This is a genomic window from Neisseria perflava, from assembly GCF_002863305.2.
GTDB classification, from domain to species: domain Bacteria; phylum Pseudomonadota; class Gammaproteobacteria; order Burkholderiales; family Neisseriaceae; genus Neisseria; species Neisseria perflava_A.
In genome coordinates, this window is record NZ_CP136962.1 from 1,850,556 (window position 1) to 1,876,347 (window position 25,792).

23 protein-coding genes, 1 tRNA gene and 1 riboswitch are annotated in these 25,792 nt (G+C 53.6%); of the genes, 16 read left to right on the forward strand and 8 right to left on the reverse strand.

Annotated elements, in window-relative coordinates; translation table 11 throughout:
• The first annotated feature begins 13 nt into the window (after positions 1-13).
• The 3 genes from gltS to CYJ98_RS08620 all read left to right on the forward strand — a co-directional run bounded on the left by gltS (position 14) and on the right by CYJ98_RS08620 (position 3,406).
• Positions 14-1,228, forward strand: coding sequence for a sodium/glutamate symporter (gene gltS, locus CYJ98_RS08610; protein ID WP_101755737.1), 1,215 nt, complete (start codon positions 14-16; stop codon positions 1,226-1,228).
• A gap of 105 nt (positions 1,229-1,333) precedes the next feature.
• Entirely contained in the window at positions 1,334-2,356 is a 1,023-nt protein-coding gene (locus tag CYJ98_RS08615; protein ID WP_101755736.1) for a lysozyme inhibitor LprI family protein, read from the forward strand.
• 54 nt (positions 2,357-2,410) lie between these two features.
• Entirely contained in the window at positions 2,411-3,406 is a 996-nt protein-coding gene (locus CYJ98_RS08620; RefSeq protein WP_003747953.1) for a S49 family peptidase, read from the forward strand.
• Positions 3,407-3,599: 193 nt separating this feature from the next.
• Here the strand turns inward: CYJ98_RS08620 and pdxA are convergent, their stop codons facing one another.
• Both pdxA and CYJ98_RS08630 read right to left on the reverse strand, forming a co-directional pair.
• Complete coding sequence (gene pdxA, locus CYJ98_RS08625) at positions 3,600-4,604, reverse strand: 4-hydroxythreonine-4-phosphate dehydrogenase PdxA (RefSeq protein ID WP_101755735.1); 1,005 nt, start codon at positions 4,602-4,604, stop codon at positions 3,600-3,602.
• 157 nt (positions 4,605-4,761) lie between these two features.
• A complete protein-coding gene (locus CYJ98_RS08630) occupies positions 4,762-5,292 on the reverse strand; it encodes a cytochrome b (RefSeq protein WP_101755734.1) in 531 nt (176 codons plus the stop codon).
• 232 nt (positions 5,293-5,524) lie between these two features.
• Here CYJ98_RS08630 and CYJ98_RS08635 point away from each other — a divergent pair, with 232 nt between their 5' ends.
• From CYJ98_RS08635 to waaA, 10 genes are all read left to right on the forward strand, one after another.
• On the forward strand, positions 5,525-7,054 hold the full coding sequence (locus CYJ98_RS08635) for an ABC transporter permease (RefSeq protein WP_101755733.1): 1,530 nt from the start codon (positions 5,525-5,527) through the stop codon (positions 7,052-7,054).
• Positions 7,055-7,168: 114 nt separating this feature from the next.
• Positions 7,169-7,732 carry a hypoxanthine-guanine phosphoribosyltransferase gene (locus CYJ98_RS08640; protein WP_101755732.1) on the forward strand — a complete coding sequence of 188 codons (564 nt, stop codon included), beginning with the start codon at positions 7,169-7,171 and terminating at the stop codon, positions 7,730-7,732.
• A 57-nt stretch (positions 7,733-7,789) separates the two neighbouring features.
• The gene (locus tag CYJ98_RS08645) at positions 7,790-8,227 is read left to right on the forward strand and encodes a PTS sugar transporter subunit IIA (RefSeq protein ID WP_101755731.1); all 438 of its coding nucleotides are present in this window, start codon (positions 7,790-7,792) and stop codon (positions 8,225-8,227) included.
• A gap of 33 nt (positions 8,228-8,260) precedes the next feature.
• Positions 8,261-8,530 (forward strand): HPr family phosphocarrier protein, encoded by a 270-nt coding sequence (locus CYJ98_RS08650; RefSeq protein ID WP_003747940.1) that lies wholly within the window; start codon positions 8,261-8,263, stop codon positions 8,528-8,530.
• Entirely contained in the window at positions 8,530-10,293 is a 1,764-nt protein-coding gene (gene ptsP, locus CYJ98_RS08655; RefSeq protein WP_101755730.1) for a phosphoenolpyruvate--protein phosphotransferase, read from the forward strand. The genes CYJ98_RS08650 and ptsP overlap by 1 nt, the downstream gene beginning before the upstream one ends.
• 519 nt (positions 10,294-10,812) lie before the next feature.
• On the forward strand, positions 10,813-11,928 hold the full coding sequence (locus tag CYJ98_RS08660) for an ABC transporter substrate-binding protein (RefSeq protein ID WP_101755729.1): 1,116 nt from the start codon (positions 10,813-10,815) through the stop codon (positions 11,926-11,928).
• A 117-nt stretch (positions 11,929-12,045) separates the two neighbouring features.
• Positions 12,046-13,092, forward strand: coding sequence for a FecCD family ABC transporter permease (locus CYJ98_RS08665; RefSeq protein WP_049332949.1), 1,047 nt, complete (start codon positions 12,046-12,048; stop codon positions 13,090-13,092).
• A gap of 10 nt (positions 13,093-13,102) precedes the next feature.
• On the forward strand, positions 13,103-13,870 hold the full coding sequence (locus CYJ98_RS08670; protein ID WP_101755728.1) for an ABC transporter ATP-binding protein: 768 nt from the start codon (positions 13,103-13,105) through the stop codon (positions 13,868-13,870).
• A gap of 169 nt (positions 13,871-14,039) precedes the next feature.
• The gene (locus CYJ98_RS08675) at positions 14,040-14,471 is read left to right on the forward strand and encodes a plastocyanin/azurin family copper-binding protein (RefSeq protein WP_101755727.1); all 432 of its coding nucleotides are present in this window, start codon (positions 14,040-14,042) and stop codon (positions 14,469-14,471) included.
• 138 nt (positions 14,472-14,609) lie between these two features.
• Positions 14,610-15,872, forward strand: a complete 1,263-nt coding sequence (waaA, locus tag CYJ98_RS08680) for a lipid IV(A) 3-deoxy-D-manno-octulosonic acid transferase (protein ID WP_101755726.1) — start codon at positions 14,610-14,612, stop codon at positions 15,870-15,872.
• 348 nt (positions 15,873-16,220) lie between these two features.
• Here waaA and CYJ98_RS08685 read toward each other — a convergent pair whose 3' ends face one another.
• On the reverse strand, positions 16,221-18,230 hold the full coding sequence (locus tag CYJ98_RS08685; RefSeq protein ID WP_101755725.1) for an OPT family oligopeptide transporter: 2,010 nt from the start codon (positions 18,228-18,230) through the stop codon (positions 16,221-16,223).
• Between the two features lie 248 nt (positions 18,231-18,478).
• Here CYJ98_RS08685 and CYJ98_RS08690 point away from each other — a divergent pair, with 248 nt between their 5' ends.
• A complete protein-coding gene (locus CYJ98_RS08690) occupies positions 18,479-19,483 on the forward strand; it encodes a quinone-dependent dihydroorotate dehydrogenase (RefSeq protein ID WP_101755724.1) in 1,005 nt (334 codons plus the stop codon).
• A gap of 57 nt (positions 19,484-19,540) precedes the next feature.
• Here the strand turns inward: CYJ98_RS08690 and rnhB are convergent, their stop codons facing one another.
• Entirely contained in the window at positions 19,541-20,134 is a 594-nt protein-coding gene (rnhB, locus tag CYJ98_RS08695) for a ribonuclease HII (protein ID WP_049350693.1), read from the reverse strand.
• Positions 20,135-20,288: 154 nt separating this feature from the next.
• On the opposite strand from rnhB, the gene CYJ98_RS08700 reads away from it, so the two are divergent.
• Positions 20,289-21,425, forward strand: coding sequence for an FUSC family protein (locus tag CYJ98_RS08700; RefSeq protein ID WP_101755722.1), 1,137 nt, complete (start codon positions 20,289-20,291; stop codon positions 21,423-21,425).
• Between the two features lie 178 nt (positions 21,426-21,603).
• Here the strand turns inward: CYJ98_RS08700 and CYJ98_RS08705 are convergent.
• Positions 21,604-21,680: transfer RNA gene (locus tag CYJ98_RS08705), tRNA-Met, on the reverse strand.
• Between the two features lie 110 nt (positions 21,681-21,790).
• Positions 21,791-21,890: riboswitch (TPP riboswitch) on the forward strand.
• A gap of 93 nt (positions 21,891-21,983) precedes the next feature.
• Between CYJ98_RS08705 and thiC the strand changes: the two genes are divergently transcribed.
• Positions 21,984-23,873, forward strand: coding sequence for a phosphomethylpyrimidine synthase ThiC (thiC, locus tag CYJ98_RS08710; protein WP_101755721.1), 1,890 nt, complete (start codon positions 21,984-21,986; stop codon positions 23,871-23,873).
• Between the two features lie 64 nt (positions 23,874-23,937).
• On the opposite strand, the gene CYJ98_RS08715 is transcribed toward thiC, so the two are convergent.
• The 3 genes from CYJ98_RS08715 to CYJ98_RS08725 are packed head-to-tail and all read right to left on the reverse strand — an operon-like array spanning position 23,938 to position 25,788.
• Entirely contained in the window at positions 23,938-24,660 is a 723-nt protein-coding gene (locus tag CYJ98_RS08715) for a hypothetical protein (protein ID WP_101755720.1), read from the reverse strand.
• Positions 24,660-25,037: a hypothetical protein gene (locus CYJ98_RS08720; RefSeq protein ID WP_101755719.1), complete on the reverse strand. Its 378-nt coding sequence runs from the start codon at positions 25,035-25,037 to the stop codon at positions 24,660-24,662. Before CYJ98_RS08720 ends, CYJ98_RS08715 begins: the two co-directional genes overlap by 1 nt.
• A gap of 10 nt (positions 25,038-25,047) precedes the next feature.
• Entirely contained in the window at positions 25,048-25,788 is a 741-nt protein-coding gene (locus CYJ98_RS08725) for a M15 family metallopeptidase (RefSeq protein WP_234396218.1), read from the reverse strand.
• Positions 25,789-25,792 lie beyond the last annotated feature (4 nt).

The following is a 25,792-nucleotide window of genomic DNA, read 5'->3' on the forward strand; positions in this document are numbered from 1 at the left end:
GAGGTGAAACAACATGGAATGGGAATTCAACAGTTATTACACACTGATTGCCGCCACGCTCGTGTTGCTGGTTGGTAAATTTCTGGTTCAAAAAATCAAATTCTTACGAGACTTCAATATTCCCGAGCCGGTCGCCGGCGGTTTGGTTGCCGCTATCGTCCTGTTCGCCCTGCACGAAGCCTACGGCGTCAGCTTCAAATTTGAAAAACCGCTGCAAGATGCGTTCATGCTCATCTTCTTTACATCCATCGGTTTGAGCGCGGACTTCACCCGTTTGAAAGCGGGCGGCCTGCCTTTGGTCATCTTTACCGCCGTGGTGGGTGCATTCATCATCGTCCAAAACTTCGTCGGTGTCGGCTTGGCAAGCGCATTGGGTCTGGATCCGCTGATCGGCCTGATTACCGGTTCGATTACCCTGACCGGCGGTCACGGTACAGCCGGCGCATGGGGTCCTGACTTTGAAAGCAAATTCGGCCTGACCGGCGCAACCGGCTTGGGTATGGCTTCCGCCACCTTCGGCCTGGTATTCGGCGGCCTGATCGGCGGTCCCGTTGCCCGTCGCCTGATCAACAAAATGGGTCGCAAACCTCTGGAAACAAATAAAAAACCAGTTGACAACGATCAAACCGACGACGTCTTCGAAAAAGCACAACGTACCCGTCTGATTACGGCTGACTCCGCTGTCGAAACACTCGCGATGTTTGCTGCATGTTTGGCTTTTGCCGAAATCGTCGACGGCTACGACAAAGCCTTCTTCGACCTGCCTAAATTCGTATGGTGTCTGTTTGCCGGCGTGGTCATCCGCAATGTCCTGACTGCAACCTTCAAAGTCAATATGTTCGACCGCGCCATCGACGTATTCGGTAACGCCTCCCTGTCGCTCTTCCTCGCCATGGCTCTTCTGAACCTGAAACTGTGGGAATTGACCGGTCTGGCAGGCCCGGTAACTATCATCCTGGCCGTACAAACCGTCGTGATGATCCTGTACGCAACCTTCGTTACCTACGTCTTCATGGGCCGCGACTACGACTCCGCCGTCTTGGCAGCCGGCCACTGCGGTTTCGGTTTGGGTGCCACCCCGACTGCCGTTGCCAACATGCAGTCCATTACCCAAACTTTCGGCCCTTCGCACAAAGCCTTCCTGATTGTGCCTATGGTGGGTGCGTTCTTCGTTGACCTGCTCAACGCCGCCATCCTCTCCGGCTTCGTCAGCGTCATCAAAGGCTGATACGTCCGACATAGAAAAGCACTTGCCGCATTTACTTGCTGCAAGTGCTTTTGCTATGATAGGCACGTCAGGCCGTCTGAAAGGCCGTCACCTTCAGGAGTACACATGTACAAAAAAACCGCTTCCGTATTGATTTTAAGCACAATTCTGCTTGCCGCATGCAGCAAAGAAGAGCCCAAAGCCGCACTTGATTGCGCCCAACCGGCCACACTGCAAAACATCCGTACCACCATCGAAGACACCCTCAAACAACAAGCGCGCTCCTTCGCCCGCAATGACAACCGCCAATTCGTCGATGCCGACAAAATCATCGCCGCCGGCCTCGAATTAGAAACCCTGCTTGAAGACCCCAAAGAAACCGAAGACGACGGCAAAGCCATCTGCCGCGCCAACCTCAAAATCCGCATTCCCGACACCATCCTCAAAACGGCCATAGACAACAGCCCGCTGATTTACGGCAGCACCCCGTTGTCCGACATGCTCGAACAAAAACTGATGGGCAGCAACCTGACCTTTGAAAACAACACGTTCAGCACCACCCTGCTCTACACCCCCGACAAAGACGGCAAACCGGTTTTCGAAGACAATACCCTGAGTTCCACCGCCCAAACCCTTTCCGCCACCCTGCTGCCCTACGGCGTAAAAAGCATCGTCATGATAGACGGCAAACCCGTGTCCAAAGAGCAGGCCATCAAACTGCTGCAAAACCAAAACACGGAAGAGCCGCCCACCCTCAATCCGCAAGACATCCTTGAAAACAACGCCGCCAGCCAAGCCGTCGGTTTGACCGATGACGGCGACGATTCAGATTACGAAGTCCTGCGCCCCGACCATGAAACCCAACGCAACGAGCCGCCAGGCCTCAGCCAAAGCGAACTTGACAACGCGCGCGCGCAAAACCGTCAGGCGGACGGCGAGATCAACGACCTCTGGGGCGGTATGGACAGCGATGTCAAACAACAAATCCTTGGCGAGCAACGCGCCTGGATTCAAAGCAAAAAACTTAACTGCCAACAAGCAGCCGCGTCCGCAGACAACGCCGCACAAGCAGAATACCTGCGCCTGCAGTGTGAAACCCGCATGACCCGCGAGCGCACGCAATACCTGCGCGGCTATTCCATCAACTAAAACCGATAAGGCCGTCTGAACATTCAGACGGCCTGCACGAAAGCACATTACATCATGCAATACCGAATCCACCGTGAAGGCGATGCCCAAAACACACCCTCTTCCGCCTCCACTCCAGTTGACAACTGGGAGCGCAACACCCTGCGCGAAGTCCTCCTCGCCGCCTACCAAGAACAACGCCGCGCCCGCATTTGGCGCAACATCTGGCGCGGCGTCGCCGTCCTCATCTTCCTCAGCCTGATTTTCGGCCTGGCGGAAGAAGAAGGAAAAACCACATCGGTCCAAGCCCGCAGCGAACACACCGCCGTTATCGACCTGACCGGCGAAATCGGCAACGACATCGACGACCAAGTCCAAATCCTGCGCGACAGCATGGAAGCCGCCTACGAAAACGGCAACGCCAAAGCCATCATCATCCGCGCCAACAGCCCCGGCGGTTCGCCTGTCGTGTCCAACACGGCCTTTAACGAAGTCCGCCGCCTCAAAGCCGAACACAAAGACATCCCCGTTTACCTCGTTGCCGAAGACATGTGCGCTTCCGGCTGCTACTACATTGCCGCCGCAGCCGACAAAATTTATGCCGACCCTTCCAGCATTGTCGGCAGCATCGGTGTGATCGGTGGCGGTTTCGACTTTACCGGCCTGATGGACAAAGCCGGTGTCAAACGCCGTCTGAAAACCGCCGGCAGCAACAAAGGCATGGGCGACCCTTTCACGCCTGAAACGCCGGCTCAAACCCAAATTTGGGAAAGCATGTTGGGCGATATCCACCAAGAATTCATCAAAGCCGTCAAACTCGGCCGTGGCGCAAGGTTGAAAGACAAACAGTATCCCGACGTTTTCAGCGGCCGTATTTACACCGGCAAAGAAGCCAAACAGGTCGGCCTGATTGACGACTTCGGCAGCATTTACAGCGTCGCCCGCGATGTCGTCAAAGCCCCCGAGCTGGTCAACTACACGCCGCAAGACGATTTCAGCAAAATGCTCAGCCGCCGCTTCGGTGCGGAAGTGAAGGCCAAAGTCAAAGAAACTTTGTCTGAAATTTGGTAAACCAAAAAACTGAAAGGCCGTCTGAAACCCTAAACATCTGGGTTTCAGACGGCCTTGTTATATATGGTTTTTACAATAAAACGCTGATTATTGTCCAAACACTCATCGGCCTCATCAAATCGGCAGATAAATATTTCCTGATGATGCTCTTACAGGAACACTTTACGCCGACAAATGATTCAACCTTTCCGCTTCAGACGGCCTGTTTCTGCATATTGTGCGCCATATCGAGCGCGGCGCGGACGGCGGTCATCAGGCTGCCGGAATCGGCTTTGCCCGTGCCTGCCAAGCTCAAGGCCGTGCCATGATCGACGGAGGTGCGGATAAAGGGCAGGCCGAGGGTAATGTTCACGCCTTCGCCGAAACCGGCGTATTTGAGCACCGGCAGGCCTTGGTCGTGATACATGGCGAGGACGGCATCGGCATCTTTGAGCAGGAAGGGTTGGAACACGGTATCGGCCGGATAAGGGCCGCGTGCGTCTATGCCTTCGGCCTGCAGGGCATGAAGTGCCGGAATAATGGTGTCGATTTCTTCGTGTCCCAAATGGCCGCCTTCGCCGGCGTGGGGATTGAGGCCGGTAACGAGGATGACCGGTTTGGCTATGCCGAACTTATGGCGCAGGTCGTGTTCAAGAATGCGGGTAACCGACTCGATTAAAGGCTTCGTGATGGCGGCGGAAATGTCTTTCAGCGGCAGATGGGTGGTCACCAACGCCACGCGCAGGCCGCAGCCGGTCAACATCATGACGACTTGTTCGGTATGGCTTTTTTCGGCGAGGTATTCGGTGTGGCCGCTGAAAAAGCCGTTGCCTGCGTGGGCATCGTTGATGATGCCTTTATGCAGCGGCGCAGTCACCATACCGGCAAACAGGCCGTCTGAAATGCCTTGATACGCTGTATCCAGCAGCCGGAGGACATACGCGGCATTGGCAGGATTGAGTTCGCCCGCCCGACATTCGGCAGCTAAGGGAATATGCAGGACTTCGAGTTCGCCCTTGGGCAACGGATCGGCCGCTTGGGTTTGAAAATTGCGCAGGATAACGGACTTGCCGAGCTGTCCGGCCCTTTGCGCCAACAGGTTTTTATCGCACAAAACAACGGGGCGGCAAGGAAGGTCGGCGAAAGCCAAATCAAGGCAGATGTCGGGGCCGATGCCGGCCGGTTCGCCGGAGGTGATGGCGAGGATGGGAGCAGTCATGGTGTTTCTCGGTATGGTTTACAGTATTTAGACAACAGTCAGGCAAAATGCCTGCCCTACTTTTGCAGATTAACACAAATACAAAAAGGCCGTCTGAAAACAGTTTTTGCTTGGTCAAACTGTTTTCAGACGGCCTTGTCTGTTTACCGTTTTATATTTAAGGACGACGGCCGATCATGCGGTACAAAACGTCGTGGCCTTGAATGCGGTGGACGACGACCATGGCGATGTGGCCGGCGACCAGCGCGAAGAGCAGCCAGCCGAGTTTGCCATGCGCCATATTGCCGAGGTTGGCCATCCATTCGATTTTTTCAGGCGAACCCTGCATCACTTGGACACCGAATACTTTCAACGGGCCGCGGCCGCTACCGTATTGGCGGATCATGCCGATAACGGGAACGGCAAGCATGAGGACGTAAAGGGCAAGGTGGCCGGCTTTGGCGGCAAAGCTGTCGGCGGCAGGACGTTTGGATGCATTGAGCAAGGCCCAAACAATGCGCACGATAATCACCAGCAGCGTGATGAAACCGATGGATTTGTGTACGCCGAAGAGTGCGCCGACCCATTCTTCGCCGTCATAAATGGTCCAGATGGCGATGGTGGTCAGGATGCCGATGAAACCGAGTACGGTCAGCCAGTGCAATGCGCGCGAGACGGTATCGTAGGTTTGGGGACGTGTAGTGGTCATAATGTTTCCTTGTTTTTGATTTATTTGATTTTTTGAAGCGGCGGATTGTATCAAAAATGCCCAACCAATTATGTTGCCTTTTTGAAGACATTTCGTAAATGTTTGAAAATTTTGAATAAACATCAGTTTTATCCGTCAGGCTGCCCAGGCCGTCTGAAAACAAGGGCAGGAATACCACCTTCTGCGCCGAACTCGGGCTAAAATAGGCGTTTTTATTCTCGGGTACGCATCGATGCAGGTTTGGATTCGGCGGTGTGCGCTGTTGCTGCTGCCTTTGGGTTTCTTGGCGGTCATGGTGGCCGCGCCTTTGCTGTCGCTGGCGTTTTACGACGGCGAGGGCGCTTGGGCGGAAGTGGTGGCTGATGACTATATGCGCCTGCGCTTAGGCTGGACGGTAGCGCAGGCGGTTTTGACCTGCGTCTTGGTTACAGCTTTGGGCGTGCCTGCGGCGTGGGTGCTGGCGCGGATGGATTTTGCCGGACGGCGTATGGTTTTGCGTCTGCTGATGCTGCCTTTCGTGATGCCGACTTTGGTGGCGGGCATGGGCGTGCTGGCCTTGTTCGGCGCACACGGCATGCTGGCGGCAGGTTGGCAGGACACGCCGTGGCTGCTGATTTACGGCAATGTGTTTTTCAACCTGCCGGTTTTGGTGCGCTCGGCGTATCAGGGATTTGTGCGCGTGCCGCAGGCACGGTTGCTCTCGGCGCAATCGTTGGGCGCGGATGCGTGGCGGCGGTTTGTCTGGGTCGAATGGCCGGTGGTGCGCGCGTGGGTCGCCGGCGGCGCGTGCTTGGTGTTTTTATATTGTTTTTCAGGCTTCGGACTGGCCTTGCTGCTCGGCGGCGAACGTTTTGCAACGGTGGAAGTGGAAATCTACCGGCTGGTGGCGTACGAGTTGGACATGGCGCGTGCGTCGGTGTTGGTGTGGCTGGTGCTGGTGGCTACGGCGGCGGCCGGCGGTTTGTATGCGTATTGGAGTAAGCGCGTGGCGGTGGATAAATCAGTCTCGCCTTTACCTCCGCGCGCGCCGGTACGGGCTTGGGAAAAATGGCTGACGGCAACGGTATTGGCCATGTTGGTGCTGTGCTGCCTGCTGCCTTTGGCGGCGGTATGGCTCAAGGCAGCAGCGGCAGGCTCTTCGTGGGCGGTTTTGCTGGAAGCGCAAACGTGGGCGGCTGCGTGGAACACGATCCGTTTCTCTGCGGCAGCGGTGGCGGCGGCGACGGTTTTGGGCGTGCTGTATGCGGCGGCGGCACGGCAAATGGCGTGGTTGCGCGCGCTGATGTTTTTGCCGTTTATGGTGTCGCCCGTGTGCATCGCGTTTGGCGTATTGCTGCTCTATCCGCAATGGACGGCTTCGCTGTGGCTGCTGACGGCGACTTATGCGCTGTTGGCGTATCCGTTTGTGGCCAAAGACGTACTGGCCGCGTGGGACGGTTTGCCCAAAGATTACGCGGCGGCGGCGCGCACCATGGGCGCAAACTGTTTTCAGACGGCCTGTTATGTAACCGCGCCTTTATTGAAACCGGCCTTGCGGCGCGGTCTGACTTTGGCTTCAGCAACGTGTATCGGCGAATTTGCGGCCACATTATTCCTGTCGCGTCCCGAATGGCAGACGCTGACCACTTTGATTTACGATTATCTCGGACGCGCCGGTGCGGACAATTACGGACGGGCGATGGTGTTGACGGCGGTATTGACCGCTTTGGCTTTGACGGCATTTTTGCTGGTGGACGAAGCGGAAGGGCAAAAGGCCGTCTGAACGTAGTCTGCTCAAATTCCCTTCGCTTTCACTACACTATTGCCGCGCCTTGTATCGAAAATTGATTGAATCCGCTATATAATTTGTTTTTAACCGCACTCAACACGACCTATCATGACCGACTTAGAAACCAAACGCCTTGAAACCCAAGCCATGCTGGACAATGCCGACTTGCTGTTTGACCAAGAACAATGCCGCGCGGCCTTGCAAAAAGTTGCTGACGACATCACCCGCGACTTGGGCGACAAATACCCCCTGCTCTTGCCTGTCATGGGTGGTGCGGTAGTGTTTACAGGGCAGCTGCTGCCGCTGTTACGCTTTCCTTTGGACTTTGACTACGTCCACGTTTCCCGCTACGGCGACAAACTCGCAGGCGGCGCGTTCAACTGGAAACGCATGCCCGACCCCGAGCAAATCAAAGGCCGTCATGTAATCGTTTTGGACGATATTTTAGACGAAGGCCACACCATGGCCGCCATTCAGGAAAAACTGTTGGAAATGGGCGCGGCAAGCTGCCGTGCGGCCGTATTTGCCAACAAGCTGATCGACAAAGAAAAACCGACCAAAGCCGACTATATCGGTTTAGACGTGCCCAACCGCTACGTCTTCGGCTACGGCATGGATGCCGCCGGCTGCTGGCGCAACCTCGGCGAAATCTACGCCTTAAACAACAAATAAAACCAAGGCCGTCTGAAAGGTTTTCAGACGGCCTCAAACCAACACTAGGAACACATCATGATCGGCCTGCTTATCATCACGCACGAAACCATAGGCGAAGCCTACCAAGGGCTGACCCACCATTTCTTCCCCAACGGCTTTCCCGAAAACGTCCGTATTCTCGGCGTTCAGCCCAATGAAGACCAAAACGACATCATCAACAACGCCATCGCCGCCTTGCAGGAATTTCCCGACAACCGCGGCGTACTGATCATGACCGACATCTTCGGCGCCACCCCGTGCAACGCCGCACGCCGGCTGGTGCGCGAAAACAAATCCGCCATCCTGACCGGCCTCAACGCCCCGATGATGATTAAAGCCATCCAATACTCATCACAAGCCGAAAACCTCTCCGACTTCACCGAAACCGTCAAAGAAGCCGCCATCCGGGGCATTTTCGCCATTACATCCGCACCCGAAGACCTGGTGTGCAAAGAAACGGCTAAGGCCGTCTGAAAACATTCACTTTACAACCATTAGGGGACATCCATGCTCAAACAAGAAATCGAAATCATCAACAAACTCGGCCTGCACGCGCGCGCCTCCAGCAAATTCACCCAAACCGCCTCCCAATTCCAAAGCGAAGTCTGGGTCACCAAAAACGGCAACCGTGTCAACGGCAAAAGCATCATGGGCCTGATGATGCTGGCCGCCGCCAAAGGCACCGTGATTGAGCTGGAAACAGACGGCGCAGACGAAGCCGCCGCCATGCAGGCATTGACCGACCTCATCAACGACTACTTCGGCGAGGGCGAATAATGAGCATCGTCCTACACGGTGTGGCCGCAGGCAAAGGCATTGCCATCGGCCACGCCCACCTCATCACGCGCGGCGCGGCGGAAGTTCCCCAATACGACATCGATCCCGACAAGCTCGAGGCCGAAGTCGCCCGTTTCGACAACGCCATCAAAGCCACGCGCAAAGAATTGGAACAGCTGCGCGGTGCGATTCCCGAAAATGCCCCGACCGAATTGGGCGCGTTCATCTCCCTGCACCTCATGCTGCTGACCGACGTCACCCTCTCGCGCGAACCCATCGACATTTTGCGCGAACAGAAAATCAACGCCGAATGGGCATTGAAACAACAAAGCGACAAACTCGCCGCCCAGTTTGACAGCATCGACGACGACTACCTGCGCGAACGCAAACAGGACATGCTCCAAGTCGTCCGCCGCATCCACAACAACCTTGTCGGACAAAGCAACGAAATCAACCTCGCCGGCAACCTGTTTGACGACACCGTCCTCATCGCGCACGACCTCTCGCCTGCCGATACCGTATTGTTCAAAGAGCAGCACATTACCGCCTTCGTAACCGATGCCGGCGGCCCGACCAGCCACACCGCCATCTTAGGCCGCAGCCTCGACATCCCGTCCGTCATCGGCCTGCACAACGCCCGCAAACTCATTACCGAAAACGAAATCGTCATCGTCGACGGCATCAACGGCATCCTCATCATCGACCCCGACGAAGTCGTCCTCAACGAATACCGCCGCCTCGCCCGCGAATACCGCAGCCACAAGCGCGAACTCAACAAAATCAAAAAAACCGCCGCCACCACGGCCGACGGCATCAACATCGAACTTTTGGCCAACATCGAATCCGCCGAAGACATCAAAGCCCTGCACAACTTCGGCGCAGACGGCGTCGGCCTGTTCCGCAGCGAATTTCTTTATCTCAACCGCGACAACATGCCGACCGAAGACGAACAATACGAAGTCTATGCCGGCATTGTCAAAAAACTCAAAGGCAAAAACATCACCATCCGCACCGTCGATTTGGGTGTCGATAAAAATCCGCGCTGGTTCGGCCAAAACAGCACACCCAACGGCAGCCTCAACCCCGCGCTCGGACTGACCGGCATCCGTTTGTGCCTCGCCGAGCCGGTCATGTTCCGCACCCAAATGCGCGCCATCCTCCGCGCCGCCGCCCACGGCCCCGTGCGCATGATGTGGCCGATGATTACATCCATTTCCGAAGTGCGCCAATGCCTTATCCATCTGGACACGGCCCAACGCCAGCTGACCGAACGCGGCGAAACCTTCGGCCCGGTCAGCATCGGCTGCATGATCGAAATCCCGTCCGCCGCCATGACCGTCGGCAGCATCCTCAAGCTCGTCGACTTCGTTTCCATCGGTACCAACGACCTGATTCAATACCTCCTGTCGGTCGACCGCGGCGACGACAGCGTCAGCCACCTCTACCAACCCGGCCACCCTGCCGTCCTCAAAACGCTGCAACACATCATCCGCACGGCAAACCGTATGGAAAAAGGCGTCTCCATCTGCGGCGAAATGGCCGGCGATACCGTCTTCACCCGCCTATTGCTCGGCATGGGCCTGCGCCGATTCTCCATGAACCCCAACAACCTGCTTTCGGTTAAAAACATCATCCTGCACAGCCACACCGGCCATCTCGAAAACGATGCCGCCAAAATCCTGCGCTGCGAAGACCCGGAAAAAGCCGAAAAACTGATTAAAATCCTCAACCAAAGCGAACAGGCGGAATCACAGGCCGTCTGAATCTCTAAAAAGGGCCGTGTTTCGATACACGCCCTTTTTATTCGTCCCCATTTTTAGTTTATGCCCGATTCTCCCTCAAGCCCTCTTCTTCCCTATTTCGCCATTTCAAAAACCAACCTTTTTCACTTTTCCCAAACACTGCTTACAGGCCGTCTGAAAAATATAAGGCGCAAGTGAAATAAAAGCTTTTATGCCTACACCAAAGGCCGTCTGAACCCCGATTACAAGGTTTCAGACGGCCTGCTGTATTCAACCGGATACCTTTTATTTTTTGCAATAAAAAACCCTTTACTTATCACTTCCTGCTACTGCCCACTATGGCTTTAGGTACCCCATATCATTCCTTTTAACCAGGTCTTCAGTACACCCAAGCCCTATATCAACACTATCCCTTCGTTTTAATGATGAAACTTTTTATTCCGAAATATGTCTATCCCTACATTCACTTGAAAAAAGATTCAATACCTTGTAAATTTACTAAAAGATAGTAATTATCATCATATTCTAAAGGAATGATTTATGAGATTTACGCAACTTTCTGCTTTGATTGCCGCCGCCGCTTTGTCCGTCGGCTCCGTATCCGCTTTTGCCAAACCCGTTCAGCTGACCGATACCGTCGGCCGTAAGGTAACCGTCGACCTGCCAGCCAAACGTGTGGTTTTGGGCTTCTACTACCAAGACTACATGGCCATCGGCGGTAAAACCGCGCTGGACAACGTCGTCGGTTTTTCCAAAGCAGTTTGGGCCGACTGGGCGCCGCCAAGCTGGGCGGCATTCAGCAAAGCCGTGCCTAAGTTGAACCAGCTTGCCGACGTAGGCGAAGTGGAAGTCGGCACATTCTCGATTGAGAAAGTATTGGCATTGAAACCCGATTTGCTGGTTTTGGCCGAATGGCAATACAAGGCTTTGGGTTCCGATCTCGACCGCATCAACAAAGCCGGCATCCCCATCGTCGTGTTGGACTACAACGCGCAAACGGTCGCCAAACACGTTCAATCGACCAAACTCATCGGCACATTGACCGGCCAGCAGCAAAAAGCCGACAAACTGGCGGCGGATTACAAACGCGTTGCCGACACCATCCAGGCGCGCGTGCAAAAAGCCAACCTGCCCAAGCCTAAAGTCTATGTCGAGTTCGGCAACAAAGGCCCTGCCGAACACAGCGTTACCTTCGGCAAGAGCATGTGGGGTTCGATGGCGACACTGGTCGGCGGCAACAATATCGCCGCTTCTTCGGTTGAATTCTACGGCCCGATCAACCCTGAAAAAGTCCTCGCCGCCAAACCCGACGTCATCGTGATTACCGGCCGCGAAACCGAATTGAAGAAAAACCCTGCCGCCATGGTAATGGGCTGGGGCATTCCGAAAGCGGAAGCGGAAAAACGCTTGGCCGGCTTTGCCAAACGCGCCGGCTGGGCCAACCTGCCTGCGATTAAAAACAACCGCCTCTACGCTGCCTACCACGCCAACTCGCGCACGCTGTCCGACAGCGCATCGATTCAGTTTATGGCCAAAGCGATTTATCCGCAGTTGTTTAAGGATTTCAACCCTGAGAAGACCTATCTGGACTTCTACCGCCAAAACCTGCCGGTTGTACCAAATGGTACGTTCTACCTCTACCCGAAAGGACAATAAGGTAGTTTAGATTTTCAGACGGCCTTTTAAATCGGAAGGCCGTCTGAAATTTTTGCGGAAGAAAAAGGCAAACCTGTTTCTCCCCTTTCACAACACTCTTTTTTAAAGGTTTGAAACATGAATGATTCGGTTGTCGCCGAGATTGTGAAAAACCAGCGCAAGTTGGAAGGCAAGCGTTGGTTGATTGTGTTGATGTTTTTAGTCATCGCGGCGGTCAGTTTCCTATTCGACATCGCCACCGGCCCTGCGATGACGGACACGCTGCCCGTCGGCGAAGTGGTCAATGTTTTGCTGGGCAAACCCGAAGTCGATGAAATGAACCGCCTGATTGTGATGGATTTGCGCCTGCCGATTGCGGTGATGGCCTTGGTGGTCGGCGCGGCTTTAGGTGTCGGCGGTGCGGAAATTCAAACGCTCCTGAACAACCCGATGGCCAGCCCTTATACGCTGGGCTTGGCGGCGGCGGCGGGTTTGGGCGCGTCGGCGGTGATCGCGTTCGGCGGTTTCGGGCTGCCTGAAACGGTCGCCGTTCCCATCGGTGCGTTTGTGATGACCATGCTGGCTTCGGGCATCTTGTTTCTGTTTGCTTCGGCACGCCGCTTCAACTCGGCGATGTTGGTGTTGGTGGGGATTGCGCTGTTATTTCTGTTTCAGTCGATTTTGTCGCTGATTCAATTTATCGCCGCGCCTGAGATTTCGCAGCAGATTCTGTTTTGGCTGTTCGGCAGCCTGACCAAGGCGACTTGGGAGACGGTCATCGTTACGGCAGCGGTTACGGCGGTATGCGTGTTTCTGCTTTCGCGCGACGTGTGGAAGCTGACCGCGCTGCGCTTGGGCGAAGAACGAGCCGTCGGGCTGGGCATCAATCTGCAATTTTTGCGCCTGAAAACGCTGGTGTTGGTGGCGGTGATGACGGCAACGGCCATCAGTTTTGTCGGCGTGATCGGCTTTATCGGCTTGGTTGCGCCGCATGTGGCGCGGATTCTTTTGGGCGAAGACCAGCGTTTCTTCCTGCCCGGCGCGATGCTGGCGGGGGCGGCGTTTTTATCGGTGGCGAGCGTGTTGTCCAAGGTAATTATCCCGGGCGCGCTGTTTCCGGTCGGCATCGTTACGTCGTTTGTCGGCGTGCCGTTCTTCTTCTGGATTGTATTAACGAAACGATAGGCCGTCTGAAATGTTGAAACTTGAAAACGTACACATCCGGCGCGGCGATTATGTGGTCGCCGACAGTATCGATTTGACGCTGGAACAAGGCAAAGTCTATTCCGTGCTCGGCCCCAACGGCACGGGCAAATCCTCGCTGATGAAAACGATTTTCGGCGAAGTGGCGCACAAAGGCACCATCCGCTACGGCGACGAAGCGTTGAGCAAAATCCACCTGCAAAGCTGGCGCAAACGCATAGGCTATATGCCGCAGGACACCGCCGCCGAAGCCTCGCTGACCGCACTGGAAGTCGTGTTGCTCGGCCGCATGGACGCGCTGCACATGCACGTCGGCGACGAACTGCTGCACGAAGCCGCAAGTATCATGGCGGAGCTGGGCATCGGCCATCTGGCACACCGCGACGTCATGCGGCTTTCCGGCGGACAGCGGCAGCTCGTGATGTTTGCCCAAGTCATGCTGCGCCGCCCCGAAATCCTGATGCTGGACGAACCGGTCAGCGCGCTGGATATGCACCATCAACTCAATCTTTTAGAACGCGTGGTGCAATACACGCACGAACACAATCTGGTTACACTGATGGTGTTGCACGATTTGAGCCTCGCCGCGCAGTTTTCAGACGGCGTGATTCTGCTCGGCGAAGGCAAAGTACAGGCGCAGGGCGCGCCGCAGGACGTGTTGCAGGCGGACATGATCGGCAGATTGTACAAAGTGGACATCGAGCTTTTGTACGACAGCAAAGGCCTGCCCGTTATCCGCCCGATGCGGAAGAGTGCGTAACTTAACCGCTCCTGCAAATGTCGGATTTGAGCATCCGGCCTGCAAACTCCCTGCAATTTATCCCCTCTCCTGCGGGAGAGGATTAGGGAGAGGGCGGTAAACCCAAGGCTTGCCTCTCCGACTCATCAGCCCGCACCATATTTTTTTATCCTTAGAAAGGACTTTCTCCATGAAAAAATCCCTCTTCCTCCTGATGCTGACCGCTTCCCTTAGCGCATACGCCGCCAACCACGAAATCAAAATGCTCGACAACGGCAAAGACGGCAGCATGGTGTTCGAGCCCGGCTACGTCAACGCCAAAGTCGGCGACACCGTAACCTTCAAAGCTACTAACAGCGGCCACTGGGTGCAAAGCAAAGCCCTGCCCGAGGGCGTTGCCGACTTCCTCTCCGAAGACGGCAAAGACTTCACCCTCAAACTCGACAAAGAAGGTGTATACGTCTACACCTGCCCGCCACACCGCATGATGAACATGAGCGGCGTGATTCAGGTCGGCAAACCGGTGAACAAAACCAAAGCACAAGCCGTTGTCGATGAAATGGAAAATCGCGCCATGCAAAGCAAAGGCCGTCTGAAAAAATACATGGCGCAAGTGAAGTAAAAGCGTTTATGCCTGCATTAAAGGCCGTCTGAAACCTTTCAGACGGCCTGTTTCCTTTGCGTAAAACCCGCATCAAAGCTATATCTTCCGTTTCAGTTTCCGATAAAATAGGCCTATTCCGACACAAGACCCGTAAGCATGATACGCCGCCTTTACGCCACGCTGTGGCACCTCGCCCCCTTCCTGATCCGCCGCCACCTGCGCCGCCGCGCCCTCAAATCCCCAGACTATCTCGAGCATTGGGACGAGCGTTTCGGGCAGGCGTATCCCAATCCCGTACAACGCCCGATTTGGATACACGCCGTATCCGTCGGCGAAACGCGTGCGGCCGAACCTTTGGTGCAGGCATTGCGCCGCCATTTTCCCGACTCGCCGTTTCTGATTACCCAAATGACGCCGACCGGCCGCGCCACCGCGCAATCCCTGTTTCCCGATGCGCAATGCCGTTACCTGCCCTACGACAAATCCGAATGGGTCGCCCGATTTTTAGCCGAACACCGCCCCATCTGCGGCATTTTGATGGAAACCGAAATCTGGCCCAACCTGATGCACGGCTGCCAAGAAGCAGGCATTCCCCTCTTTTTGGCCAACGCGCGCCTCTCCGAAAAATCCCAACGCGGCTACCTCAAAATCCGCAAGCTGGTCGAGCCTGCCATGCAGACCCTCTCCGGCTGCTTTGCCCAAACCGCCGCCGATGCCGAACGCCTGCACCTCATCGGCGCATCCAACGTCCACGTCTGCGGCAACACCAAATACGACATCGCGCCCCCCGACGACTCGCGCCCACTTGCCGTCGCCTTTAAAGAACGCATCGGTGCACGAGCCGTCGTCGTCTGCGCCAGCACGCGCGTGTACAAAGGCACAGACGAAGCCGAGCTGCTCCTCAAAGCATGGCAGGGCTACCGCGGCAATGCCTTGCTGGTCATCGTCCCGCGCCACCCTGAAAACTTTCAGACGGCCTACGATACTGCCAAATCACTTGGTTATACCGTCCAAAAACGCAGCGACGGACAACCCGTTTCCCCCGATACACAGGTTTGGATAGGCGACAGCATGGGCGAGCTTGCCGCCTACTACCTCAGCGCAGACATTGCCTTCGTCGGCGGCAGCCTCGTTGATGCCGGCTGTCAAAACATCATCGAACCTATCTCCTGCCGCGTCCCCACCCTCTTCGGCTACTCCAACTACAACTTCGCCCAAGCCTGCAAAGGCGCAGTCGAAGCCAAAGCCGCCGTCCGCGTCGAAACTGCCGAAGCCTGGTACAGAACCACGCGCCAATACCTCGACGACGAAACACTGCGCCAACAGCTGATCAGCCACACCGAACAATTCATTTCGCAACACCAAGGCGCCAGTGCCAAAATTGCCAAAGCGATTGCAGATTGTTTGAATCAGCGTTAAGCAACAAAAAACCGCCTGTTCATGACAAACAGGCGGAAACTGAAAAACAGTTTTTTGTTTTCAGCCGTTTAATTGACTAAGAGCAGGAACAGGGTTAAGATAATCTTAACGACTGTCCGCAGTCTCAGCCATGAACGACCTTTCGGCTTGGTTCGTTTCATGTTGAAACTCTCCTTTCTGGGGAGGTTCAAATAAAACAGCCCCACTGCCATGGGGCTGTTTCACTACCTAGCCCCGCGATAATTATACCCAAACTTCCTAAAATCATTCCAAACAAATTTCCACTAAAAAGGCCGTCTGAAACCCCAATTTTTTGGGTTTCAGACGGCCTTTTCTCAACCTACAAACTTAACGTCCTGCTTTCAACACGCGGCGTGCAAACACGAACATACCGAAAACAAAAAACGCCAAGCCAAGCCATTTGGCGGCCGTATCCCAGTTTTCCAGGTTCAGGGCCAAAGGCGCATCCGAACCGCCGTTGGTTACGGAGAAGGCGATGATAAACGCCATAATCACACCGATCAGGCTCTCGCCGACAATCAAACCGGCGGAGAACAGCGTACCGATACGTTCCGCATTTTTCAGACGGCCTTCACGGTTTTCCTGACGGCGGGCGATGACGGATTTCAACACAGCCGCCAATACCGCGCCGATTACAATCGGCATATTCACAGACGGCGGCAGGTAAATGCCCATGCCCACAGCCAATACCGGCAAAGCGCGCTTGCCGCCGGAAGATTTGCGCAATGTGAAATCGACCGCAATCAACGCCACGCCGATGCCCACGCCGGTGAAAATATAATCCCATTGCAAATTGTGCGAGAAAATACCTTGGGCAATGGTGGTCATCAAAGTTGCCTGAGGCGCGGCAAGTGCTTGGGCTGCATCCATGCCTTCACGCGGCATCGCGCCGGTAAAGCCGTAGGCTTCATACAAAAGCTCCAACACAGGCGAAATCACCACGGCACCGACAACGCAGCCGACAATCAACGCAACCTGCTGTTTCCAAGGCGTTGCTTTGACCAGATAACCCGTTTTCAAATCCTGCAGATTGTCATTGGAGATCGAAGCCACACAAATCACAGACGCGCCGCAAAACAGCGTCAACGCCAGCAGGAATTTGCGGTTTGCCTCATCAGCCATCAAGCCGCCGGATTCACCGACCAGCAGCAACACCAGCGAAATAATAACGATAGAGACGATGCCCACACCCGAAATCGGGCTGGAAGACGAACCAACCAAACCAGCCATATAACCGCAAGCCGCCGCCACCAAAAAGCCGATAATCAAAGCCAGCAGCGTACATACGACCACCAACAGCCAAGCCAAACCGCCGGAAATATGCGAGTCGCCGATAAAGTGGAAGAAAGACACGCCCAACACCAGCATCATCGCCAACACCCAGGCAATCATCGCCTTAGGCGACAAATCCTGTTCCGTGCGTTCGGTCATCTGCGCACCGCCGAAATTGCGGAAAGACAGGCGCATACCCTCGACCATCGGTTTCATCAAAGTCAACAGCGTCCAAATAGCCGCAATACCGATCGTACCCGCGCCGATAAAACGAACTTTTTCCTTCCACAAAGACATCGCAAAAGGAATCATCTCCATATCGGCAGGTTGCGGAATATGTGCCGACAGATAAGGCACGGCCACGCCCCAAGCAATCGAGATACCCAGCAAAATCGCGATACCGCCGGTCAGGCCGACCAAATAGCCCGCGCCCAGCAAAGCCAAAGAAAAGCCCATCGGCACTTGAAACACCGACGCGCCACCTTTAAACCAAAAGCTCGCGCTGTCCGCCACCACGCGCAAACCGCTTGCGCAGAAGCTCATCAAACCGGCCAGAGCGCCGCCCGACACCAATTCCTTGATACCGCTGCCGCCTTCCTGTTGGTCCGCATCATGGTCGCCGACCTTCAAAATCTCGGCCGCCGCCACGCCTTCCGGATAAGGCAAATCGCTCTTCACCACCATCGCATAACGCAAAGGCACAGTGAAAATCACGCCCAAAATACCGCCGGACATACACAGCAGCGTAGTCTGCCAAAACGGAAAGCCCGCCCAATAACCAGCCATCAGCAAACCCGGCAGAATAAAAATAATACTGGAGAGCGTACCCGCAGCCGAAGCCTGAGTCTGCACCATATTATTTTCCAGAATATTACTGCCTTTAAAAAACTTCAAAACCGCCATCGAAATTACCGCAGCCGGAATCGAAGACGCAAAAGTCAAGCCCACCTTCAAGCCCAAATACACATTGGATGCCGTAAAAATCACCGTAATCAACGCGCCGAGAATTATCCCCCGCAACGTCAGCTCACGGAAACTCGCATAAGGATCAACCGCCTGTTTCATAAAAATATTCCTGTATCAGGTAAACAATCAAATCAAAACTTTTCAGACGGCCTTTTGATACATCCATCAGGCCGTCTGAAAAACCTCTCTTTTGCCATTTTAATAAACTATCCGAATACACGCAAAAGCCCTATTTATTTTCATTTGACGCCAAACAATAAAATCATATCGATACAGACGTTTGGGGCAGTTTGACGGTTTCAGGTAAAATAACGCCAAATTCATCAACCATTCAGAAAGCCGCCGCCATGTATTCACTCGTCCGCCCTATCCTGTTCCGTTTCGATGCAGAAAAGGCCCATCATTTCACGCTCAACAGTTTGCGTTCTATCGAAAAACTCGGCCTGCTGCCCAAAGTGGACAGCCACACCCGGCCAACCGAGCTGATGGGTTTGCAGCTGCCCAATCCGGTCGGCTTGGCGGCAGGTTTGGACAAAAACGGCGAGTGTATCGATGCGTTTGCCGCTTTGGGTTTCGGCTTTGTCGAAATCGGCACGGTAACGCCCAAGCCGCAGCCGGGCAATCCGCAGCCGCGCCTTTTCCGCGTTCCCGAACACCAAGGCATCATCAACCGCATGGGTTTCAACAACCACGGCATCGACGCGATGATCCGCAACATTGAAAACAGCCGCTTTAAAGGCATTTTGGGCATCAACATCGGTAAAAATGCCGTTACACCGATTGAAAACGCGGCCGACGATTATCTGATTTGCTTGGAAAAAGCCTACGCCCACGCAAGCTACATCACGGTCAATATTTCCTCCCCCAATACGAAAAACCTACGCGCCTTGCAAGGCGGCGACGAATTGAGCGCATTGTTGGAAGCCTTGAAAAACAAACAGGCGCAACTGGCGGCCGCGCATGGCAAATATGTGCCGCTGGCGGTCAAAATCGCGCCGGATTTAGACGAAGCGCAAATCGACGACATCGCCCATGTGGTCAAATCCGTGGAAATGGACGGCATCATCGCCACCAACACAACCATCGACAAATCAAGCTTGGGCAGCCATCCGCTCGCAGGCGAACAAGGCGGCTTGAGCGGCTTGCCCGTACATGAGAAAAGCAATCAGGTGTTGAAACTTTTGGCGGAACGCATTGACGGCAAACTGCCAATTATCGGCGTCGGCGGCATCATGAACGGCGCGGACGCGGCAGAAAAAATCCGCTTGGGCGCCAGTGCGATTCAAGTGTACAGCGGTTTGATTTATCGCGGCCCTGAGTTGATTAAAGAGTGTTTGGCTGCGTTGAAATAATACTTTCCTAAAAAATAAGGCCGTCTGAAATCTTTCAGACGGCCTTTTGATATGCTTTCATTCTTCAAACAGATTGCCTTGTGCCAATAAGGTTTTGACCGGTGCGAAATCGCGGCGGTGTTCCGGCAAGACGCCGTATTGTTTCAACGCGGCCAAATGTTGCGCCGTGCCGTAGCCTTTGTGGCGGTCAAACCCGTATTGCGGATAGCGTTTCGCCAATTCATACATTTCCGCATCACGCGCGGTTTTGGCCAAAACCGAAGCGGCAGAGATTTCAATAATTTTGCTGTCGCCTTTGACCACGGCTTCGGCAGGGACATTCAAATCTTTCGGCACGCGGTTGCCGTCTATCCACACTTTATCGGGAGCCACCGACAGCCCCTCGACTGCGCGCTTCATCGCGGCCATGGTTGCGTGCAGGATGTTCAGTTGCAGGATTTCGTCGGGATCGGCAAAGGCAATGCTCCATGCAACCGCCTGTTCCTTAATCATCTGCGCCAACATATCGCGCTTTTTTTCGCTCAGTTTTTTTGAATCGGTCAAACCCGGCAGGTCAAAATGTTCCGGCAAAATCACTGCCGCCGCAAATACGCTGCCGACCAAAGGGCCGCGTCCCGCTTCATCCACGCCTGCGCTTAAAACCGTCGCCATTTCTTCACCGCCTGTCTGATTCAAAGCCGCCATTATATCCGCTTGCGGTAGAGAAATTCTGCAATAGTTCAAACCGTTGGGGAACAGTTCAAATTTCATCTGCTTTACCAATCAGTTATAATTTACATCCCCACATACCCATACGTTTCACAACATGCCTGCCCAATCCGAACGCCTCCATTTTTCCGAACGTTGGCTCAACGCCTACGAGCGCTACCGCTATCGCCGCCATATCCACGCCCTCCGCCTCGGCTTGGCAATCGTGTTTTCCACCCTGTTGGCCAAAGTCTTCCACCTGCAACACGGCGAGTGGATCGGCATGACCGTCTTTGTCGTCCTCGGCATGCTGCAATTCCAAGGTGCGATTTACTCCAAAGCAGTCGAACGTATGCTCGGCACGGCCATCGGTTTGGGCGTCGGGTTGGCCGTTTTATGGTTGAATCAGCATTATTTGCAAGACGGCGTTTTCTTCTATCTGATTATCGGTGCCGCCAGCGCAGTGGCCGGTTGGTCTGCGGTCGGCAAAAACGGTTATGTTGCCATGCTTGCCGGTTTGACCATGTGCATGCTCATCGGCGACAGCAGCCACCATTGGCTCGACAGTGGCCTGATGCGCGCCATGAACGTTTTGATTGGTGCCGCCATCGCCATTGCCGCCGCCAAACTCCTGCCCCTGCGCTCCACCCTGATGTGGCGCTTCATGCTTGCCGACAACCTCACCGACTGCGCCAAAATGATTGCCGAAATCAGCAACGGCAAGCGCATGACCCGTGAGCGTTTGGAGCAAAACATGATTAAAATGCGCAAAATCAACGCCCGCATGGTCAAAAGCCGCAGCCATCTAGCTGCCACATCCGGCGAAAGCCACATCAGCAACAATATGATGGAAGCCATGCAGCATGCCCACCGCAAAATCGTCAACACCACCGAGCTGCTCCTGACCACCGCCGCCAAACTGCGCGCGCCCACGCTCAACGAAAGCGAAATCCGCCTGCTTGACCGCCACTTCAACCAACTCCAACGCGAGCTGCGCCTGACCGTCCGCCTCATCAAAGGCCACTACGCCCGCCGCATCCGCATCGATACTTCGCTCAATGCCGAACTAAGCAAACCTGCCGCCCGCCTGCATTACGACTGGCAAGGCTTCCTCTGGCTCAGCACCAATATGCGCAACGAAATCGCCGCATTGGTGATTCTGTTGCAACGTTCGCGCAATAAATGGTTGGACAAAAAAGAGTTGCAACGCTTGAAAGAATACCTGCGCAACGATACCGATCCGGAGCAACAATAGGCCGTCTGAAAAACGCAAACCCAAAATAAAAGACAAAAACGAATTAGCCGCCGATAACATCGGCCAATAAAAAAGGCCGTCTGAAACCCAATGGTTCAGACGGCCTTTCAATCAATCCAAGCAACAATAAATACCGCATAAAGCAAAATCCCCTGCAATTACAGGGGATTTTTATATTTGGTTGCGGGAGCAGGATTCGAACCTACGACCTTCGGGTTATGAGCCCGACGAGCTACCATGCTGCTCCATCCCGCGTCAGAAGTTGTAACTATACGGAAAGACGGAATCGCTGTCAAGCGTTTTTGACAGAAAATGCGAAAAACGCCGCTTTACAAAAAACCGTCCGCATGGTTTAATTTTCGTTAATAAAGAAACAGGGGTGCTGCTTTCAAACCGAGCGGCTGAGAAATACCCTTTACACCCGAACAGGATAATACCTGCGTGGGGAGTTTCGGCAAATGTGATTTTAAACGGTTGATTGAAGATATCCACAAGGCCGTCTGAAAAAAGCAATGCTCCTGTTTCCATTTCATAACCGAGAAACAGGAGCAATTTTTTATGACTACTGCTAAAAAAACCGGCGATGAGGCGCGCCGTCTTTCCGACTTGAGCGAAGACATCGGCATCCGCTTCCAATATCCCAATTCCGACCGCGTCTATATCCCAGGCAGCCGCGCCGACATCCGCGTGCCTTTGCGTGAAATCCGTCAAGACGACACCTACACGGCGCAAGGTACGGAAGCCAATCCGCCGATTCCGGTGTACGACACCAGCGGCGCATACGGCGATCCGGCAGCACACATCGATCTGAAACAAGGCCTGTCGCACGTCCGCACCGCATGGCTGGACGAACGCGGCGATACCGAAATCCTGCCTACCCTGTCGAGCGAATACGGCACCGAACGCGCGCACGATCCGAAAACCGCCCATCTGCGTTTCAACCAAATTACCCGCCCGCGCCGCGCGAAAAGCGGCAGCAACGTAACCCAGCTTCACTATGCGCGCCGCGGCATCATCACGCCCGAAATGGAGTTTGTCGCCATACGCGAACGCATGAAGCTGGACGAGCTTTTCAGACGGCCCGAATACGCCAAGCTCTTGAAGCAGCACGCAGGGCAAAGTTTCGGTGCGAACATCCCGACTCATCCCGACCAAATCACGCCCGAATTCGTGCGCCGAGAAATCGCCGCCGGACGCGCGATTATCCCTGCCAACATCAACCACCCCGAACTCGAACCGATGATTATCGGCCGCAACTTCCGCGTCAAAATCAACGGCAACTTGGGCAACTCCGCCGTTACCTCCAGCCTGACCGAAGAAGTCGAAAAAATGGTATGGTCGCTGCGTTGGGGCGCGGACACGATTATGGATTTGTCCACCGGCGCGCACATCCACGAAACGCGCGAATGGATTATCCGCAACGCACCCGTCCCCATCGGTACGGTGCCCATCTATCAGGCTTTGGAAAAAACCGGCGGCATCGCCGAAGACCTGACTTGGGATTTGGTACGCGATACCTTAATCGAGCAGGCGGAACAAGGCGTGGACTATTTCACCCTGCACGCAGGCGTGTTGCTGCGCTATGTGCCGATGACCGCCAACCGCCTCACCGGCATCGTATCGCGCGGCGGCTCCATCATGGCGAAATGGTGTCTCGCCCACCATCGGGAAAACTTCCTCTACACGCATTTCGACGAAATCTGCGAAATCATGAAAGCCTACGACGTATCGTTCAGCCTCGGCGACGGCCTGCGCCCCGGCTGCATTGCCGATGCCAACGACGAATCCCAATTCGCCGAATTGCACACCTTGGGCGAATTGACCGCCAAAGCGTGGGAACACGACGTCCAAGTCATGATCGAAGGCCCCGGCCATGTGCCGTTGCAACGCGTCAAAGAAAACATGACCGAAGAGCTGCAACACTGCTTTGAAGCACCTTTCTACACACTCGGCCCGCTCGTTACCGATATCGCCCCCGGCTACGACCACATCACCTCGGGCATAGGCGCAACCAATATCGGCTGGTACGGCACAGCCATGCTCTGCTACGTTACCCCGAAAGAGCATCTCGGCCTGCCCGATAAAGAAGACGTGCGCACCGGCATCATCACCTACAAACTCGCCGCCCATGCCGCCGACCTCGCCAAAGGCTGGCCGGGTGCACAATTACGCGACAACGCCCTGAGCAAGGCGCGTTTTGAGTTCCGCTGGCGCGACCAATTCCGCTTAAGCCTCGACCCCGAACGCGCCGAGAGCTTCCACGACGAAACCCTGCCTGCCGAAGGCGCGAAAATCGCCCACTTCTGCTCAATGTGCGGTCCCAAATTCTGCTCGATGAAAATCACACAGGAAGTGCGCGACTACGCCGACAAGCAAAAAGCCCAACGGCAGGGCATGGAGGAAAAATCGATTGAGTTCGTCAAAAAAGGAGCGAAGCTTTATAGTTAAAACATAAAACAAAAAAAGGCCGTCTGAAAATGTTTCAGACGGCCTTTTTTGGGGAGTTGTTTTCTTATTGCACTACACTCATTTCATCTGTAGGCCTTATTTCATCAGGACTGGATACGTTAGTCTCAGGTAATTGTACAGGATTCATCTCATCGAAGGACTGTTGTTGCCATTCTGACCTATGGTAAGCTGCCTCCTGATTCTCAATTTCTTCCTTAGCACGTTTTTCTTCTAAATTCTGGTTGATAATTATGTTTTTTGACAAAGCATAATTCAACATTGAACTAATACCAGCAACAGCATTGATACTATCTTCTATTTCAGAATAAATCTGTTTCCCATCATCGGTCGGCTGAAGATTATAAACAAGATCAATTTGATATTTATTGGCAGCGGTTGCTGATTTCTTATAATTAAAGCTCGTCAGAAATTTTTCTATGTTATCGTTCTGTCCACTTTCCTCTAATGCAACCTGTATATCGCTAAGAAGGTCAGTAGGTATGCTAAGCGTGAGCTTACTTTCACAAAAAACTTTATTACTGTTAGGATCATTTTTAGATGTGCGGATATCTTCAAAAGACATTCCGATTTTTGCAATTGTTGCACGGATTGAAGACAAAGTTAAGTTACTATTCTCTGAACGTAACTGCTTTTCTGTAGCTTCGGTAACTACATTTTTCAAGACAAGTAGTCCATTCTCATCACTACAAGCAATTTTATTTTTAGAGCCACAGCCTGATAGCAAGAACAGACCTACTGCACTGATATATAACAAACCTTTAATCATCAACGGGTGCTCACACTGACACGGTTGCGGTAAATATCAACGTAAATTACGGGATTGCCATCAACAATGCGACGGATAGTAGCCTGTCCAATACTACCCGAAGCTAACCAACGTTCTAAGCGCGAACGATTTTCGGCTGACGCAAATACGCAATCGCCTTCATCTTCGTTATCTCGCACACCAAATTTGTGGAAATTGGCACGTTCTTGGCGGATGATAGCAGCAACAACATCTTTACTGTATTGCGTAGCGATATAATTACCGCTGCTGTTAAATTTATCGTTCTGAGATATCCTCGCACGATAAGAACATAGATAATCTGATGAGAAAGCTTGTGTTGATAATAAAATACTTCCTAAAATTAACCATTTTTTCATAAGTTTTCCTTTAAAGTGAACGACATTGTTTGATTAATAATTCCGGCCTATATTCAAAATGCACAGAATCATAGTGATACCATTTCCCTCCCCAAATGAAGCCATGCTTTTCAAAGACTGCAACCATTCTCTTTAAGATAGCATCTTGGCGCAGAGCTTGTGGATAGGTACAGGCTTTACCCTCTTTACAGCCTGACCACTGCCAATATGTACCTAGGCCTTTAGGCAATGAGAAGTCAATGGCAATACCGAAAGCATGGGCACTACGCCGCTTAGTTCCACTAATGAAGCGATAGTTAAATGTCCCTGCAGTTTTGGCAGCATAACTTTTTAAGTTAAAATCAGCCGCCAACTCTCTACCAACTGTCTCCAGTTTTTCAGCTGCTCCATTTACTTTGTTAAACATAACTGTTCTTCCTGACGGAGCCCAATAGATAGGGACCAAATTTTTTCTTACCTCTGCCTCATTTTCGCCATACATTTCAGCAAAGAAAGCATCATCACGCAAACGCCCTGCATCTTCATTAGCTTTAGGAGTTGAAAAATCCAAAGGATAAATCTGTTCCAGTTGATCTAATAAACCTGCGCTATTCAATTTTTTAAAATAATCTGAATATTTCGATTTTGCCAATGCAAATGTTTGTCCGTTAACCGAAACGGTTGCGCCGATAGCTTTAACAGTTTGCGGATAGGCAGCCTGAAAACATTGAGCAGCAGCTTGTTGCACAATTTCCCGAGCATGGCTTTGCATGGTA